This window comes from Paenibacillus sp. B2(2019), from assembly GCF_008370385.1.
In the GTDB taxonomy this organism is placed as follows: Bacteria; Bacillota; Bacilli; order Paenibacillales; family Paenibacillaceae; genus Paenibacillus_AQ.
Genome location: NZ_VTZR01000004.1, coordinates 15,963 through 30,591, shown reverse-complemented (window position 1 = coordinate 30,591; position 14,629 = coordinate 15,963). Strand labels below are relative to the sequence as shown.

The 14,629-nt window shown below is 40.5% G+C and carries 16 protein-coding genes; 9 read left to right on the top strand and 7 right to left on the bottom strand.

The genetic code is table 11. The features are described from left to right. Positions 1–45 precede the first annotated feature (45 nt). Positions 46–426, top strand: a complete 381-nt coding sequence (locus tag PAENI_RS06450) for a VOC family protein (protein ID WP_223178915.1) — start codon at positions 46–48, stop codon at positions 424–426. A gap of 92 nt (positions 427–518) precedes the next feature. Here PAENI_RS06450 and PAENI_RS06445 read toward each other — a convergent pair whose 3' ends face one another. After that, positions 519–1,622 (bottom strand): alpha/beta hydrolase family protein, encoded by a 1,104-nt coding sequence (locus PAENI_RS06445; protein ID WP_223178914.1) that lies wholly within the window; start codon positions 1,620–1,622, stop codon positions 519–521. A 152-nt stretch (positions 1,623–1,774) separates the two neighbouring features. Here PAENI_RS06445 and coaA point away from each other — a divergent pair, with 152 nt between their 5' ends. Both coaA and PAENI_RS06435 read left to right on the top strand, forming a co-directional pair. Further along, a complete protein-coding gene (gene coaA / locus PAENI_RS06440; protein ID WP_149644707.1) occupies positions 1,775–2,710 on the top strand; it encodes a type I pantothenate kinase in 936 nt (311 codons plus the stop codon). A gap of 162 nt (positions 2,711–2,872) precedes the next feature. Next, positions 2,873–3,877 carry a glycosyltransferase family 8 protein gene (locus PAENI_RS06435; protein WP_149644706.1) on the top strand — a complete coding sequence of 335 codons (1,005 nt, stop codon included), beginning with the start codon at positions 2,873–2,875 and terminating at the stop codon, positions 3,875–3,877. Between the two features lie 131 nt (positions 3,878–4,008). On the opposite strand, the gene PAENI_RS06430 is transcribed toward PAENI_RS06435, so the two are convergent. The 5 genes from PAENI_RS06430 to PAENI_RS06415 form a co-directional block, all read right to left on the bottom strand. Beyond that, the gene (locus PAENI_RS06430) at positions 4,009–5,250 is read right to left on the bottom strand and encodes an RICIN domain-containing protein (RefSeq protein ID WP_410477458.1); all 1,242 of its coding nucleotides are present in this window, start codon (positions 5,248–5,250) and stop codon (positions 4,009–4,011) included. A gap of 261 nt (positions 5,251–5,511) precedes the next feature. After that, positions 5,512–6,180, bottom strand: a complete 669-nt coding sequence (locus PAENI_RS06425) for an acyltransferase domain-containing protein (protein ID WP_149644705.1) — start codon at positions 6,178–6,180, stop codon at positions 5,512–5,514. Between the two features lie 18 nt (positions 6,181–6,198). Next, positions 6,199–6,321, bottom strand: a complete 123-nt coding sequence (locus tag PAENI_RS32525) for a hypothetical protein (RefSeq protein ID WP_262495528.1) — start codon at positions 6,319–6,321, stop codon at positions 6,199–6,201. Between the two features lie 123 nt (positions 6,322–6,444). Next, positions 6,445–7,092, bottom strand: coding sequence for a hypothetical protein (locus tag PAENI_RS06420; protein WP_042186601.1), 648 nt, complete (start codon positions 7,090–7,092; stop codon positions 6,445–6,447). Positions 7,093–7,219: 127 nt separating this feature from the next. Further along, positions 7,220–9,307 (bottom strand): alpha/beta hydrolase fold domain-containing protein, encoded by a 2,088-nt coding sequence (locus tag PAENI_RS06415; RefSeq protein ID WP_149644704.1) that lies wholly within the window; start codon positions 9,305–9,307, stop codon positions 7,220–7,222. 204 nt (positions 9,308–9,511) lie between these two features. Between PAENI_RS06415 and PAENI_RS06410 the strand changes: the two genes are divergently transcribed. From PAENI_RS06410 to PAENI_RS33015, 3 genes are all read left to right on the top strand, one after another. After that, complete coding sequence (locus PAENI_RS06410) at positions 9,512–9,877, top strand: VOC family protein (RefSeq protein WP_149644703.1); 366 nt, start codon at positions 9,512–9,514, stop codon at positions 9,875–9,877. 268 nt (positions 9,878–10,145) lie between these two features. Then, positions 10,146–10,367, top strand: coding sequence for a hypothetical protein (locus PAENI_RS32520; RefSeq protein WP_262495527.1), 222 nt, complete (start codon positions 10,146–10,148; stop codon positions 10,365–10,367). Beyond that, a complete protein-coding gene (locus tag PAENI_RS33015) occupies positions 10,262–10,588 on the top strand; it encodes an IS3 family transposase (protein WP_410477459.1) in 327 nt (108 codons plus the stop codon). The genes PAENI_RS32520 and PAENI_RS33015 overlap by 106 nt, the downstream gene beginning before the upstream one ends. 486 nt (positions 10,589–11,074) lie before the next feature. Here the strand turns inward: PAENI_RS33015 and PAENI_RS06400 are convergent, their stop codons facing one another. Then, positions 11,075–11,944, bottom strand: a complete 870-nt coding sequence (locus PAENI_RS06400) for an SDR family NAD(P)-dependent oxidoreductase (protein WP_149644701.1) — start codon at positions 11,942–11,944, stop codon at positions 11,075–11,077. 153 nt (positions 11,945–12,097) lie between these two features. Between PAENI_RS06400 and PAENI_RS06395 the strand changes: the two genes are divergently transcribed. The 3 genes from PAENI_RS06395 to PAENI_RS06385 all read left to right on the top strand — a co-directional run bounded on the left by PAENI_RS06395 (position 12,098) and on the right by PAENI_RS06385 (position 14,449). Next, positions 12,098–12,547, top strand: coding sequence for a MarR family winged helix-turn-helix transcriptional regulator (locus PAENI_RS06395; protein ID WP_149644700.1), 450 nt, complete (start codon positions 12,098–12,100; stop codon positions 12,545–12,547). An 84-nt stretch (positions 12,548–12,631) separates the two neighbouring features. Continuing rightward, a complete protein-coding gene (locus PAENI_RS06390) occupies positions 12,632–13,222 on the top strand; it encodes a TetR/AcrR family transcriptional regulator (RefSeq protein WP_262495526.1) in 591 nt (196 codons plus the stop codon). 24 nt (positions 13,223–13,246) lie between these two features. Beyond that, positions 13,247–14,449 carry an MFS transporter gene (locus PAENI_RS06385; protein WP_149644699.1) on the top strand — a complete coding sequence of 401 codons (1,203 nt, stop codon included), beginning with the start codon at positions 13,247–13,249 and terminating at the stop codon, positions 14,447–14,449. Positions 14,450–14,629 lie beyond the last annotated feature (180 nt).

Sequence of the window (14,629 nt, the reverse complement as noted above, 5' to 3'; positions counted from 1 at the left end):
GGTAATATATGGGTATCTATTTTCTTAGAAAGGATGAACTCACAAGTGGACAAAAAGCTTTTACAATCACATAGTATCTTTCCTACCCTGAATATTGAGCGCACCGCTGCTTATTACAATCAGTACTTAGGCTTTCAAGTTGTGCCCTATTTAGATACGGAAGAACCGCATGTTTGCCTCTATCGTGATGATACAGAAATTATCCTTACTCAATCCCAAGGACAAAGGGTTATTCCTAATCGAGAATTGTATGGCTATGGTTACGATGCCTATTTTATTACGAAACAGCAAGAACAGCTGAAGAAAGAATTTGAAGCGGCTGGTGTTAACATTGTCCGAGCATTAGCAAACACCGACTATAATAACAAGGAATTTGTTATTGAAGATGTTGATGGGCGCTGGATTGCTTTTGGGATTAAAGGATAAAAAAACGGCCCTCGGCCGTTTTTCTTATTTTTCAGAAGAGAGCACATAGCTTCTTGCCCACACGAACATCCCTTGAAATCCTGTATGCTAGTTCACAAAATTTCATCTCCACTGCCATTGATCTCACAGAAATCACTATGATTATGACTAATGAATGTAGAATAAGCATTCCCCTGATTTAATAAATGCTCTTGAAGAAACTTAGCGACAAGCTCATTTATCTGATTATGAATCCCACAAGTTCTATGATATAAAGTTTCGTCCTCCTCAAAAAGAGGCATATCACTAAAGGACATATGCGTTGCCTTTCGTATTTTCAAAAAAGACTTATATCCATTCCAATTCCGAAAAAGCTTCTCTTGTCCTTTGATGAAATCATTTGCTATTTTTTCCTGTAAAATATTACTTAAGGCTTCTAATGTAGAAGCTTTTTGCCTTAATACAAGTAGGGGTACCGTATTCTTCACTTCATTCTCAATATATAAATGCATACTTGCATCTAATAAAACTGCGGCTTTAATTCTATCATCTTCCATAGTTAAATCTAATGCAGTAGCACCGCCGATTGAATGTCCAATAATGCCAACCTTGTTCATATCAAAACTTTCCATTCTTGAATTCAGATTCGATAGGTGATCTAATACATACTTTATATCCTTTTTTCGAATAGAAATTAAGTGATGTAATTCGCTATAATCTGTAGCCTGTATTGTCCTCATGACCTCTGATTGATTCATAAATTCTCCACTTGGACTAACTGTAAACATGGCTTCATAAGCAGCACTGACGGTTACCACTATGAATTCTAGCTTTACCAGCGCTTGTATATTGTAAATATACATATCTCTATCTAAGCCTAGTGCAGGAGAGTAGATAATGACAGGATAGGATCGTTTGGATTTTTGTTGCAATGCTCCCTCGCTGATTGAGGTAGATAATCCATCTATGATATCCATATTCATTCCAATATCTTGTAGAATTTCTCTTGCTTGTTGTTCACAGGGCCGGAAAAGATCCATATATTTCATTTTAGATTCGTTGTTATCGAGCAAACCATCCGTATCCGGATAATAAATACTTATCACGGTTTTTCTGGGCTCTGACTCTTCTTGGAACGTACCCTTGCGCGTGTAATCCGTTAATACTTCAACTTTTCGAAAAACTCCCATGGTTCCACTCCATTCTTCCTCGTTCACTATATTTTAATTTATTTTCCTATTTATTGAAATAAATTCTCCATAATGTCCATACTAATGTCGATTGCTATGAATGGAATCAAGTTGAATGAACGGTTATAATACCTAAGTGCAGGTGAATCTTTAAAAAACTCAGGGATGTGGAAACTTTAATGGTGAATAATTCAGCATATACACTTTATTTACGTGAGGATTGGAAGAAGCTAAGCGATTTCACCGCTATCCAATTATCAGAAGAAGAGCTTAGCGATATCCAAAGTATTAACGATAAAATTTCGATTGAGGATGTAAATGAGGTCTATCTTCCTCTGTCCCAATTGATACATTTGCAGCTTCAAGCCTCTCATACATTTAAAGATTCTATAAATCACTTTCTTAATAACGATCTTAAAAAAGGTCCATTTATCATAGGCATCGCCGGAAGTGTCGCTGTTGGCAAGAGTACAACCGCTAGACTTCTTCAGAAGCTCCTCTCTCAATTACCTTCTCATCCAAAAGTAGATTTAGTTACGACTGACGGGTTCCTACTTCCCAATGCTGAGCTGGAAAAGCGTGGAATCATGAAGAAAAAGGGATTTCCTGAAAGCTATGACACACGTAGTTTAATTTCATTTTTAACTAAAGTGAAGTCTGGTGTTTCGGGTGTTCAAAGTCCTGTATACTCGCATCTAACTTATGATATCGTGCCAAATGAATGTATTACGATCGAGAACCCGGACATCCTAATTGTTGAAGGATTAAATGTTCTTCAGACTAGTTTGACAATTAATCAAAGTATGCCAAACTATTTTGTATCTGATTTCTTTGATTTTTCAATTTATGTGGATGCTGATGTGAATAATATTGAGAAATGGTATATTGACCGGTTTATTAAGCTTAGAGATACCGCTTTCCAAGATGAGCTATCTTATTTTAAAAAATATGCACAGTTATCACTAGAAGAATCTATCGAGATCTCGAAAAGAATATGGAAAGAAATCAATTTTGAAAATTTGATACACAATATTTTGCCTACCAGAAATCGTGCAGATCTTATACTATTTAAAAATAACAATCATCACATAGATCGTATTAAGCTGCGAAAATAAATAAGTGCTTTCATGAACCAAGCCTCTGATTTGCAGAGCTTGGTTTTTTTATATGCAAAATAAATTGGGTGAATATCGTAGGTGTAATGCCTTTATCCTCTCGCCAGGGCAAACGTATACTGTGGTACATTCGTACACTAATGTAGAGAGAGGATAAATCAAATGATCGAAATTGCCTTGGCCTTTCAAGATAAGGATGGAAAGTATGTAGAGCATGCCGGTGTCGTTTTAGCGTCAGTTTTTCATCATACAAGTTCCCCAATCCATGTTCATATTTTACATGATGCCTCTTTAACCGAAGTTAACAAGCGAAAGCTCGCCAGATTAACCACTAAACATCAGCATACGATTAGCTTTTATTCGATTACTTTACCCGAAGATATGCTCCAGGTTCTTGCCAATATTAATTCTATCGATATGTGGACACATGCAAGTATGTACCGATTGCTGCTTCCCGCGTTAATTCCTGCTGACAAAATTATTTATCTGGATTGTGATGTATTGGTAAACATAGACATCGCGGAGCTGTGGCAGGTCGAGCTGAACGAAAAATATTTAGGGGCGATTTGGGATCAGGGCATTATGGATGTTGCACCTATTGTGAGCGCCAAAGGGCTGAATCCTGAGATTTATTTTAATTCTGGAGTGATCGTATTTGCTTTGAATAATATCCGCCAGAATACGAACTGGTACCAAGAGATGCTGAACTTCTTGCGCACTTTCCCTGATGTCACCATGCCTGACCAGGATGTTCTAAATGCAGTTTTTGGAGCGAATTACCTCCCTCTCGATATCCGTTTTAATTCATTTAACATGGCCATCCCAGATCATGACTACAATAATAAAATTGTCCATTTTGCCGGGGATGAGAAATGCTGGAATAAAGATTCCTCAGGATTTGCGCTATATCGTAAGTTCCTAAATCTAACTCCTTGGAGAGCTTTTAAAGCCAAATTAAAACGAAGAAGACGGAAGGTCAGCTATGTTAAGCGGCGGTTCATACAAAAAAGTAATAGACGAATCATTTATAAACGTAGAATTAAAATTATTCGCACAAGAATCTCGCCCCTTTCGCTGTTTCAATTGAAATTAATTAGAACGATTAGGAGAAGAAAAGGGACAGTAATCAACACAAGAATTCAATATCAACGACGTATTAAACGCTAAAAAGCAGCCCCTATTAGATAGGGGCTCAGGATCTCGAGAAACCCAAGGCCATCCAGTGAATTGGGTTTCTCATCATTCTAAAAAACGGCATCTCTGCCTTTTTTCTTAAACATGATCGTATAATAGATCCTTTAGTTCACTTTAGTAAAAAACCATTTCTGAGCATCGCTTCCATTATCCGTCCACTGCTGAACCGCTGCGCCATCTGCCGTTGAGGCTCCGTTTACATCCATAGCTAATCCACTCACTTTAGAAATTAGTTTGTAGTAGCCACCCCCTACATCTACAATGCTCCACCGCTGAGCGTTGGTACCATTGTCATCCCATTGCTGCAACTGTACGCCGCTGGCGGTTGATGAGTTCGGCACATCCAATACTTTTCCACTATGCACTGCTGTCAGCTTATAGTAGCCGTCTCCTGTACTTTCCACCTTAAATTTCTGATTATTGGCTGTGTAATTGGTCCATTGCTGCATCTTTGCCCCACTTGCTGTGGATACATCCACTACGTCCAGAACCTTGCCACTAGCCTTGTCGGCTAAAGTATAAATCCCACCACTAACGATGTTTGAGGTAGGCGCGGATTGATACACACGTACATAATCAACCAGCATTTGCGCCGGGAAAGCAGTTGAAGCGTTTGGACTTCCAGGCCAATTCCCACCAACAGCAAGGTTTAGCAGGATAAAGAAGGGTTTTTGGAACTCCTCCGTATTTCCCGTTCCATTCTCGATATAAAAAGCATTAAATTGGTTGCCATCTACAAACCACTTGATATAATTCGCATCCCATTCAACACTGTACACATGGTATTGAGAGAAATCCAGATTTCCGGATACCTGCCCATACTCGGCATGCCCATTGGCATCCCAGTGTACCGTCCCATTAACAAAAGCATTATTGTTCACACGTTCCATAATGTCTGTTTCACCGGATTTAGGCCAACCTACTGTATCAATATTTGATCCAAGCATCCAAAATGCCGGCCAGAGTCCTTGACCTGAAGGCACCTTGATTCTAGCTTCGATTTTCCCATAGGTAAAACTTTTGAGTCCTTGTGTTTTAATCCGTGCAGAGGTGTAATTCATTCCACCGTAGGATTCTTTTTGCGCTGTAATAACCAGATTTCCACCCGTAACTTGCAGGTTCTGCGGACGACTAGTATAGTACTGAAGTTCATTGTTACCCCAGCCACCGCTCCCTGTGCCGATTTCAGCGGACCAATTACCAGTATTTAGAGAATTCCCATCAAATTCATCACTCCATACCAGATTCCAGTTCGAGGCTGCACTTGAATTACCTGTAGGCACTAGAGCAATCATGAGTGTAAACAGCAGAAATAGACTTAGCATTTTTCCTTTTCTCAACATCATCGTCTCCTCCTAATAAATGAAAAAATTATAGGACACAGGAATGCTTAAGACGATATCTGCCCAGGGTCAGCCCAATGGAATCACCTCTTTGATCTTATTGATTTCATTGCACGGCGCGCTCGTACATTTGAAACCGGTTTCGTTTTTGGATAAAACAAAACACTATCCCCAAAACCAGCTATTACAGCCAGAGTCAGGTTAACGCATCACTTCATTTGCAGTGTACGTCTTCTCTATCCGTAATATGCCAAGATTTCAACCTTACTTATGTACTTTAATCCCATAGCCACTTCCTAGTTTACCTCCTGCAATTAAAAAGGCTTTTGCACGCCGTTGCAGTTGGGTGTTCTCTTCGTACTCTTGAGGGGTCATACTTAGTTTACTAAATATTCTTTCTTCTGCTTCCTTGGAACTTTTATCGACTTCATAAATGTAGAACCGACTTTGAAACTGAATAATGTTCGATTCTGGGTTCATGATCTCACTTAATTCCGGATCAAGCAGCCATGAATGACAAATAAACACTGGAGTTATACCTCTAAAAAAAACTCTGGCTAACTGAAAGGATTCCTCGACACTTTGAACGGATAAAGGCTCTCCCGCTGGAATGTGCACATTAAGCACGATTTGATTGGTAAAGATTTTACAACCATCAACAACTAAATCGCGGTCCATCGCAAAAGGTTGAAATTGCATTCTTCCCAAACGAAATAAACGAAGCTGAACATGCTCTTGCAGCCAGTTATATTCTTCAATACCATATTCACCGTAATCACGTAGACATTGCATGCACCAGATCTGAATATCTGAGAATGTATCATAATAGATCTCATCCTCAATGTTACGAATACGATACTCTTCATAAGCATCTACTGCGAATCTCACAAATAAATATAATAGTAGCTTTCGATAGCCCTCCGATGCTTTCACAGATTCAAAAAAAGAAAATCAGTCAAAATAAAAATGTTGTTTATAAACTAGATATTCATCCTCTTTCATCTGAAACTCATAGACCTGCTGTCTAGCCGCTGGATCAAGTTTTATCCCTTCACATAATGCTCTGATATTCACTAGAAAACCTCCTTAGTCCCTATGGATACAGCACACCACTTGTAAAAACTCATAAAATATAACAAAGAAACGGCATTTCTGCCGTTTCTTTGTTGTACGGATGGCCAAGGCTCAGAGCCTGTTTTACTCCAACCCATGTTCCTTGCGGATGTTATACATGCCTTGAACAAGCAGCTCGGAAGGATCCCGATTCAATTGCAAGTGCGTTAACAATAAATGCAGTGGGAACGCACAAACGTTATTCCCATCGCTTATCGCTGGAAATCCAGCCTCGAAAACCGGACCTAGTTTTTCGTTCCAAGCTAGACCAACATGTACATCTTCTGGCGCAAATTCTTCGGTAATTTCTTTTATACATTGCGGAACTAATACATTGTCTATGATCGCTTTAGCTTCTTCTTCACTTGAAGGCGGTTTTGGAAGTGTTTTGCCTCCCTCAATCTTCATCAGATCAACAAAGAATGAAGCCATCCATGCTGCAGGATCCTTACCCGATTGGAATCTTGCAATCAATTCACGCAGAAAAAAGCCACAAGAATAGACATGGTCTAACTCAGACTTTACGTGAAAAACAAAAACCGGGCCGTAGGCCTCCATATTCAACACTTGTCCTTCAACGTCTTGAAAGTGCACTCTCAAAGCTACGAGACCGTTATGGTGAACAGCCATCACTAGCTTATTCATATCCTCCTCAGACATTTCTGGATCATTGGTTATTTCCTCGTTCTCGTTTAATGTTTCTTCGTTCTCATTTGTTATCTCATTGGTCATTTTAAATTCCCTCCCGCTCCTATCATACCATCTAGTGAATTGAACTGACACTTTAATAATAGACAAATTCCTACCAGTTGAGGAGAAAATAAATAAACGGCATCTCTGCCGTTTATGAAATAGTCTCTTAATCCATCAGGTACAGATCCCCGAAGGCATTAACATCCTTCGAAGAACCTATGCCACTATTGTATTCCAGCCAGCCTCTACGCCCCTCGCCGTCATTATCATTGACCAACAGCGAAAACTTAAGCTTCATTCCTTGCTTCACCTGCGTAATGTCATGGCTCAGTTCACGCCAGGGTATGGCTAATTCGTAGCTGGTTGTTGAATCTGAACGACTCACGGCATACTTTAGCTCTAGGGCATCATTTATATTGAATCCCCTTGGTGTTAGCCAGCGCCACTTGAGTAAATTCCCTGCATTTCCCCGAGCCACACCTAGTTCATGATACTCCGAGGGTACCGTTCCGTCTGAGTTTGCAATGCCAATCCCAATCTGAATGCTGTCCCCACTCCAAATGGCATCACCTGATGCCGACTGTTCATGCTTGTCATCTATAACTTCTACCCCTAGATAAAGGTTATCCGCGTCCCAAGCTAAGGAACCGGTCGCACTGATATCCTGCTCACCTCGCCAACCATTGATTTTGATATCCTTTACATCAAAGCGAGCCAGATCACTCCAATCTGATAGGTTACCATTGATTTCAACGGGCTTACTGAGTTTTGGCAACAACAGCGCGTTAAAGGAATCTAACGTCGTCTGCAATAGATTACCTATGTCATTATAAGATTTAAGCGTCCGTTGTCCTCTAGCAAGCTCAGGAATCTCTAACCGCACACTCTTTCCTGATTCCAGATTCTCCACAGTGGCGTTGTAGGTCCCCTGAGTAGAACGTCCTGTTTCATAATCGGCTTCCACTGAACCATTGAAATTGTTCGTAGACTGATTAGTAACATCCATATGAGTTTTTAATTCCTTGGCAGCTTCATCATAAAATGTCTCATATTTCACCGTCAGCGGGTCGATTACGTTAACATTGACAGCGAAGCTCATTGCCGTTTTAGAATCTTCGCCTCGTGAGACAAACAGTGTATCGTTTCCTCGTACCAAGCCTTCCGGAACCTGTATCCGAAGTCTGTCTTCTTCCTCCTGTTCACGAAGTATCCAGCCCTCAGGCAAATCGATGTTCATCGACTCCTTCGCAGGAATGCGATAGGCCTCAGGCAGCTTAATATCAAAGGCATCGCCGGAAGCAATCGAAATTCCGGAATTCTCTGGTAGCTTTGCAAGATCAGAACTATTCATGACATTCCATAGAAAATGTGTTGTCGTCTCCATAATCTCATCGATGTATTTATCATTCTTGTAGTCATGTCCGACACCTTCCATGGTGAGTAGATTATGATACACCCCCTTCTCTTTCAGCTGTTCGGCCAAGTCAACACTTTGCTGGTACGGCACCAGTTTGTCTATCGTTCCATGAATGATGAGGACCGGCGGCAGCTTGCTGTCCGCACTTTTCGTCAGATCACCGCCATAAATATCAACAATAGAAAATACAGATTTAATGATGGAAGGATCCTGTGATACATATTGATTGACAAAGTTTATGGCTAGATGTCCCCCCGCCGAATCACCACCGATAACAATACGGCTTACATCCATCCCGTAAATCTCTGCGTTATCGTTGATCCATTTAATCACATCGGTTATATCTTCATAAGCGTCATTAAGCGTGCGGCTGAAATTAGTAAATGGATCTTTTTTCAGCCTATAATCAACGGACAATACAGCATATCCTCGCTTCGCCAATCCCGTAGAAAAATCTGCTGCATCGTTCTTATTCCCTTCTGTATAACCTCCACCATGAATGAAAATAAATACAGGTCTCTTCTTGTTATTATCGCCAGACGGCTCGTACAGGTCGAGTTTCAGCGGTTCTACAGCATCTGTCTCATTCTTCTTGCTCGCATACAAAATATCTCCTTTCACAGTAACCTTATAAGCAGGAGTCAAGTACTGAACAGGGATTTGTCCATTATTGACAGTAACTTTAGCCGCTGTTGCGCTACTGTCAGTAGTAATCACGTTAGTCACTTCTTTTCCTTCCTTTTCTAAAGCGTTCTTATTCTCTCGGTTATGCAGTAACAACCAGGAACCTAGAACGATTACTAGGATCGTAAGAACGTAAATAAGCCTACGCTTCATTATGCCAACCTCCCAGAATGATTTTGGATTTGAAAAAGTAATATAATTCCAATATCATCATTCTAGAATTCAAGGCATCGTTTAACAATTATGTATTCCTTCGTGAATTAGGTTTAATATTACGAACTTTTAGTGAACAAGAAAGCGTATAATTAAGTAGAATCGGCTTAGTCATAGAAATAGATAGAGGAGGACATTACAATCATGAAGTTGAGCATGAATTGGGTAACGCTTAGGGTGCGCGATCTGGAGGCTTCCCTTGATTTTTATAACCGGATTCTGGGGCTTCCCATTGACCGCAGATTTGAGAGTAGAGGAAAACAAATTGTTATGTTAGGCACGGTGGATCAGCCCAAAATCGAGCTTATTCAGGGTAGTGATCCGGCACTGAAGCCGGAATGCGGCGTTTCTGTTGGTTTCGAAGTGGAATCGCTCGACGATGCCATAGAGTATTTGAAAAGCCAAGGCATCCCCGTCGCACGCGGACCGATCACACCAAATCCCCATCTGCGATTCTTATATATACTGGACCCAGACGGCTTCGAGGTACAGTTAGCGGAGCATAGCTAGGCTAGCGCTTGCCCCAGTGCTAATCAAGCAAAAAAAGCCATGCAAGAAATGGGACTGACCCCAGGAACTGACCCCATAACGTGAGACAAATCAAAACACCTTCAAGAGAATGGAACCTTGTCGTAAGATAGGGAGATAATCTTGGAGGTGTTTTTGCATTGGCAACCAGAGTAAGTTATCCCGTGGAGCTCCAAAAAGTAAAGGCAGAGAACCAATTCTTGAAGCAATAATTAGATTTGCTAAAAAAGTACGAGAAGTTGGAAAGAGGGTGGAACCAGCGGTCGCCATTGCTTGGATCGAATTCATTCGAAACGAAGTGACGGTGTCTGAGGCTTGTACATGGCTCGGAATGCAAGAGCGACTTACTACCGCTGGAAAGCAACTGTGGGGACAAAACATACAGACAAAGTGGTGGAAAAATTCCGGGAGCTTTGCATCCGTCATAAATTCGGCTACGGGTATCGGAAAATCACGGCGCTCCTTCGGGTAGAGCAGAGTATAAATCACAAACGAATCCAGCGGATTATGCAGTGTGAGAGGCTTCAGTGCCGCGTGAAGATGAAAAAACGAAAGGTCAATGGGCAACCTGTTCACTCCTCAGAAAATCTGCTCAAGCGACAATTTCATGCAGAAGCTCCTCTGCAAAAACTCGTCACGGACATTACCTATTTGCATTTGCCGGTAAGATGTTGTACTTCTCCAGCATTCTAGACTTGCGTAAAGGAACGCCCGCTGATAATGCCCCCATAGAATCGTTTCATCCCACACTAAAGTCTGAAACATTTTACCTCGAAGATCTCACATTTACAACGACTGCAATCAGCGAAACTAAATAACCAGTCACCGGTTAATTTCCGGCGACTGGCAGCTTAACTTGTAAGGTTTTTTGATCCCTGTCTCCACACGGGGGTCAGTCCTAGACATCCGCCAATTTTTTTTCATAAGTTCCCTCCCCTTTAAAAGATAACTTATAAACGCTCACTTCTACCTCACCATGAATATTGAACAACATATTCCCTTAAATTTGTGCTACTTCCTGCATGGCGACAAAAGTACTCAGAATATTACACATTCAAATTTACTTCACAAATAAATCCGAGTTTATTTTCATCTTTCGACATCGCTTACGAGCTGATTCAAAATGAAAAAGAGCCGACACTATTGTAGAAAGTTCTACTTTAGGATCAGCTCTTTTTGTCATTGAGTTATCTGATGTATTACTAATCGCGTATCATTCCATAATTTATTTTCCATTTCCTTATCTCCACCTGGATGTACGGGCACTATTGGATTGCCTGTTCCAACATTAAAATATCCCCCTGTGGTCTCCTGATATTTTGGATCGATCATTAAACGAATAATGATATCAGCTCCCTTACGTGGATTCCCAATATGAAGAAATTTCAATACCCGTTCAAGTATAGGTGCAAACCATAACTCACGCCCCAAACCCGTTACATTAAAACCAGGATTTAATGCGTGAACAATAACTCCGGTTCCTTTGAATTGGCGAGCAAGTTCAGCGGTAAACATGATATTAAGCAGCTTAGTTTTTCCATATATCTCTGACGAACCTCTAGCCGAAAAATCAGATGTATTTATCAAATCCTCAGGAAGCTTAAGTTCTCCATGATTGCGTGAAGCTTCAGAAGCCACATTTATTATTCTCGCACTTCCCGCTGCCTTCAAAGAATGCTGTAAAGTATGAGTCAATATCCATGGGGCAAAATAGTTCACGGCCATCATTTCTGATAATCCCTCAGCAGTGATCCGCTGTTCAAAAGCATGAAGTCCTGCGTTATTTATTAACACGTCTATCTTCGGATATGCGCTACATATTTCTTGCCCCAAACGACTGACATCCTTCATTAAGGATAAGTCCCCGTAGAAAAAATTTATTTCGGCAGCAGGTACGCTCTCTTTAATCATTTTCTGAGTAGCTTCAGCGCGACTTTCACTCCTAGCAGTCAGAACAAGATGAGCACCACGCTTTGCCATTTCAATGGCAACGAGTTGTCCCAAACCACTTGTAGCTCCAGTAATTACAATAATCGGTTTTGTCGTCATCTTCATTCTCAAACAGCTGTAAGTTCATTTTGACAGGATGTTGTTGAAAATATATAATTGATATATGTCAACTATATTCAAGTGATTGATAAATGTCAACTAATTAAAAATATAAAATATTTGAATAATAATCTACGTTAGGTGGTTAAACCAATGAATGTCGAACGCAAAGATACGTTAAGAGGACAACTCGAGCTAAAGCTCGGCGAACAAATTAATGCGCTTATTAGCGCCTCACATGCACTGAATGTCAGAACTGCCGCCGCTTTCGATTCTTCTATACAACCTGCTGCTTTCCATATCGTTCGTTGGCTGTATTCCTATGGTCCGACTAGCGCCTCTGCTTTGGCGGAAGCAACAGCTATGGATCGTAGTTCGGTTAGTCGTCTTCTCAAACAGCTTGAAAATTTAGGGTATGTTAAAAGGGAAGACTCTCCACATGATCGTCGAGCTGTACTTCTTGCGCTCACAGAGCTTGGACGACAACAAACCTTTGCTGCGCTGCAGGATAAGGAGTTCGTATTTTACGAACGTATTGCTCAATGGGATAACCAGCAGCTTGAAACCTTTATCAAAATGCTTAAGGAATTTAACGGATTTTAGCATTGCTATATACGAAAACAATATTCATTTGCATAAAACAATTTATTTTGTTAGTATAACTGACGAACGTTCGTTAATATCGAGGTGATTTTTTTGAAAAGTAAAGAAATTAAAGACATTGCTTTGAAATGTTTCACAACTCATGGATATGAGGGGGCTTCTTTGTCTCAAATTGCTGAGCAAGTCGGGATGAAAAAACAATCTCTTTATGCCCATTTCAAAGGGAAGGATGATCTTTTTCTGCAAGTTCTACAAGATGCCAAAGAGACAGAAATCTCATCCAAACTACAATATTTGAGTAAGGTAGGGACTCAAAATCCTAAAACAGATTTATTAGGATATCTGCAATTGGTCATTGATATGTTTCAAAAGAACGAGCAGTTAAAGTTCTGGCTGCGTATCTCTTTTTTTCCACCGCCCCATCTTGCTAAAGCGATTGATGAAGAAGTAATCGACACAGAGAAAAAGATTCAACCCGTACTTGAAAGTAAATTCCAAGCTTGGATCGATGCCAAAGTCATCATGGAAGATGCAGCCTCCATTCCAACGCTTGCCTTTTTAGGTGTAGTTGATTCGATCATGCTAGAGCTTGTGTATGGCAATAATGAAATCCGTTTAAATGAAAAACTAAATGCCTCATGGACCGTATTTTGGAGAGGTATTTCACAGCTGTGATTTTACAAAGAGAGGTATTACTTCATGAAGAAACCATTGAAAGAACAAAAAACAGTCTTACTCATTCTACTAAGTAACATATTCATTGTTTTTCTAGGCGTTGGGCTGATCGTCCCTGTTATGCCATCCTTTATGAACATTATGCATTTGTCAGGTAAAACGATGGGGTATCTTGTAGCAGCATTTGCGTTCGCGCAATTACTCATGTCTCCTCTGGCTGGGCGATGGATTGACACTTACGGCAGAAAAAAAATGATCGTTATCGGCTTAGTGCTCTTCAGTGTATCGGAATTAATCTTTGGTTTAGGCACACATGTATCCGTTCTTTATATTGCCAGAATTCTTGGAGGGATTGCTGGTGCATTCATTATGCCTGCCGTCACTGCCTATGTTGCGGACATCACCTCAGTAGAGGAAAGACCTAAGGCAATGGGTTATGTTTCTGCCGCCATTAGTATCGGTTTTATTATTGGCCCAGGAATCGGAGGATTTATTACTGAACTAGGTATACGTGCTCCATTCTATTTTGCTGCTGGCTTCGCCTTAATCACTTGTATTTCGTCGATATTTATTCTGAAAGAGCCACTATCCAAAGAGCAGCTTTTGGAAATCAGTAAACTTAAAAAAGACACCAACTTTATCACTGATCTTAAACGCTCGTTTCATCCAGCATATATTATTGCGTTTATTATAGTGTTTGTCCTCGCCTTTGGCTTATCGGCATATGAAACTGTGTTTAGCCTGTTTTCTGATCATAAATTTGGCTTCACTCCACGGGATATTGCAACCATCATTACAATAAGCTCAATCTTCGGGGTGGTTGTGCAGGTCTTTTTATTCGGTAAAATGGTAGATAAGCTCGGTGAAAAAAAGCTCATTCAACTCTGCTTAATTGCTGGCGTAGCCTTAGCTGTAGCCTCCACCATGATCAATAACTATTTAACTGTTCTGCTAGTAACCTGCTTCATCTTTCTCGCGTTTGACCTACTCCGTCCAGCACTAACGACCTATTTATCAAAAACGGCTGAAAAAGAGCAAGGCTTTGTCGCTGGCATGAACTCAACCTATACTAGCCTTGGTAATATCATCGGTCCTGCATTAGGCGGAGTATTATTTGATGTAAACATCAACTATCCGTATCTCTTTGCGGCTGTCATTATGTTTATTGGTCTTGTAATTACGATGGTATGGAAAGAAAAACAATCCGCTAATGGCTTGGTAAACTAAGGTAAGGAACAAATGCGCATAGCGAATAGTAAGATTTACAAAATAAAAACAGCTCGACCTCTATGGGGACTCGAGCTGCTCAGGCTGTCGAGAATGACTCGACAGCTTTCTTTATGTCTAATCTTTTACTGTCTTCACCACGTATTTTATCCTCGTTCCCCCCTGCTTGTACATTAAATA

What these genes read in the sequence shown, in the direction of transcription:
- PAENI_RS06410 (WP_149644703.1), top strand. Translation starts at nt 9,512, where the DNA reads ATGAAGTTGAGCATGAATTGGGTAACGCTTAGGGTGCGCGATCTGGAG.
- coaA (WP_149644707.1), top strand. Translation starts at nt 1,775, where the DNA reads ATGGTGAATAATTCAGCATATACACTTTATTTACGTGAGGATTGGAAG.
- PAENI_RS06400 (WP_149644701.1), bottom strand. Translation starts at nt 11,944, where the DNA reads ATGACGACAAAACCGATTATTGTAATTACTGGAGCTACAAGTGGTTTG.
- PAENI_RS06385 (WP_149644699.1), top strand. Translation starts at nt 13,247, where the DNA reads ATGAAGAAACCATTGAAAGAACAAAAAACAGTCTTACTCATTCTACTA.
- PAENI_RS06415 (WP_149644704.1), bottom strand. Translation starts at nt 9,307, where the DNA reads ATGAAGCGTAGGCTTATTTACGTTCTTACGATCCTAGTAATCGTTCTA.
- PAENI_RS06395 (WP_149644700.1), top strand. Translation starts at nt 12,098, where the DNA reads ATGAATGTCGAACGCAAAGATACGTTAAGAGGACAACTCGAGCTAAAG.
- PAENI_RS06435 (WP_149644706.1), top strand. Translation starts at nt 2,873, where the DNA reads ATGATCGAAATTGCCTTGGCCTTTCAAGATAAGGATGGAAAGTATGTA.
- PAENI_RS06430 (WP_410477458.1), bottom strand. Translation starts at nt 5,250, where the DNA reads ATGATGTTGAGAAAAGGAAAAATGCTAAGTCTATTTCTGCTGTTTACA.
- PAENI_RS06420 (WP_042186601.1), bottom strand. Translation starts at nt 7,092, where the DNA reads ATGACCAATGAGATAACAAATGAGAACGAAGAAACATTAAACGAGAAC.